This is a genomic window from Pseudomonas fuscovaginae SE-1 (assembly GCF_000364705.1).
Lineage (GTDB): Bacteria > Pseudomonadota > Gammaproteobacteria > Pseudomonadales > Pseudomonadaceae > Aquipseudomonas > Aquipseudomonas fuscovaginae_A.
In genome coordinates, this window is sequence record NZ_AQOH01000223.1 from 1 (window position 1) to 302 (window position 302).

1 protein-coding gene is annotated in these 302 nt (G+C 60.6%); it reads right to left on the minus strand.

The features are described from left to right. The coding region (locus tag K675_RS31025; RefSeq protein ID WP_037006852.1) for a hypothetical protein at positions 1-302 on the minus strand (302 nt) is incomplete at both ends.

Consider the following 302-nt stretch of genomic DNA (forward strand, 5'->3'; position numbering starts at 1 on the left):
AGATAATCCGAGCTCATGAACTGCTTGAGGTCGGTCAACACCGGGTTGGTTTCGATCAGGTACTTGTGGGGAGAAGAACGGCCAGAAGTATCTGGCAAACCGACGACCCGGTTGGCGCCCGCCCCTGGGACTGGAGCAATCGAGTCGGCTGGATTCGAAAGCGGAGCCGTAACATTGACCGTGCTGCCACTGACATTGGTGTCCGTCCCCTGGCGGGTCACCTGCTCGAACTGCGCCTTGCCCTGGGTAGCATCGGCGAGCAGGAGTGACCGCCCCTGAGCGTTATCCGTTGCCTGTTGGCG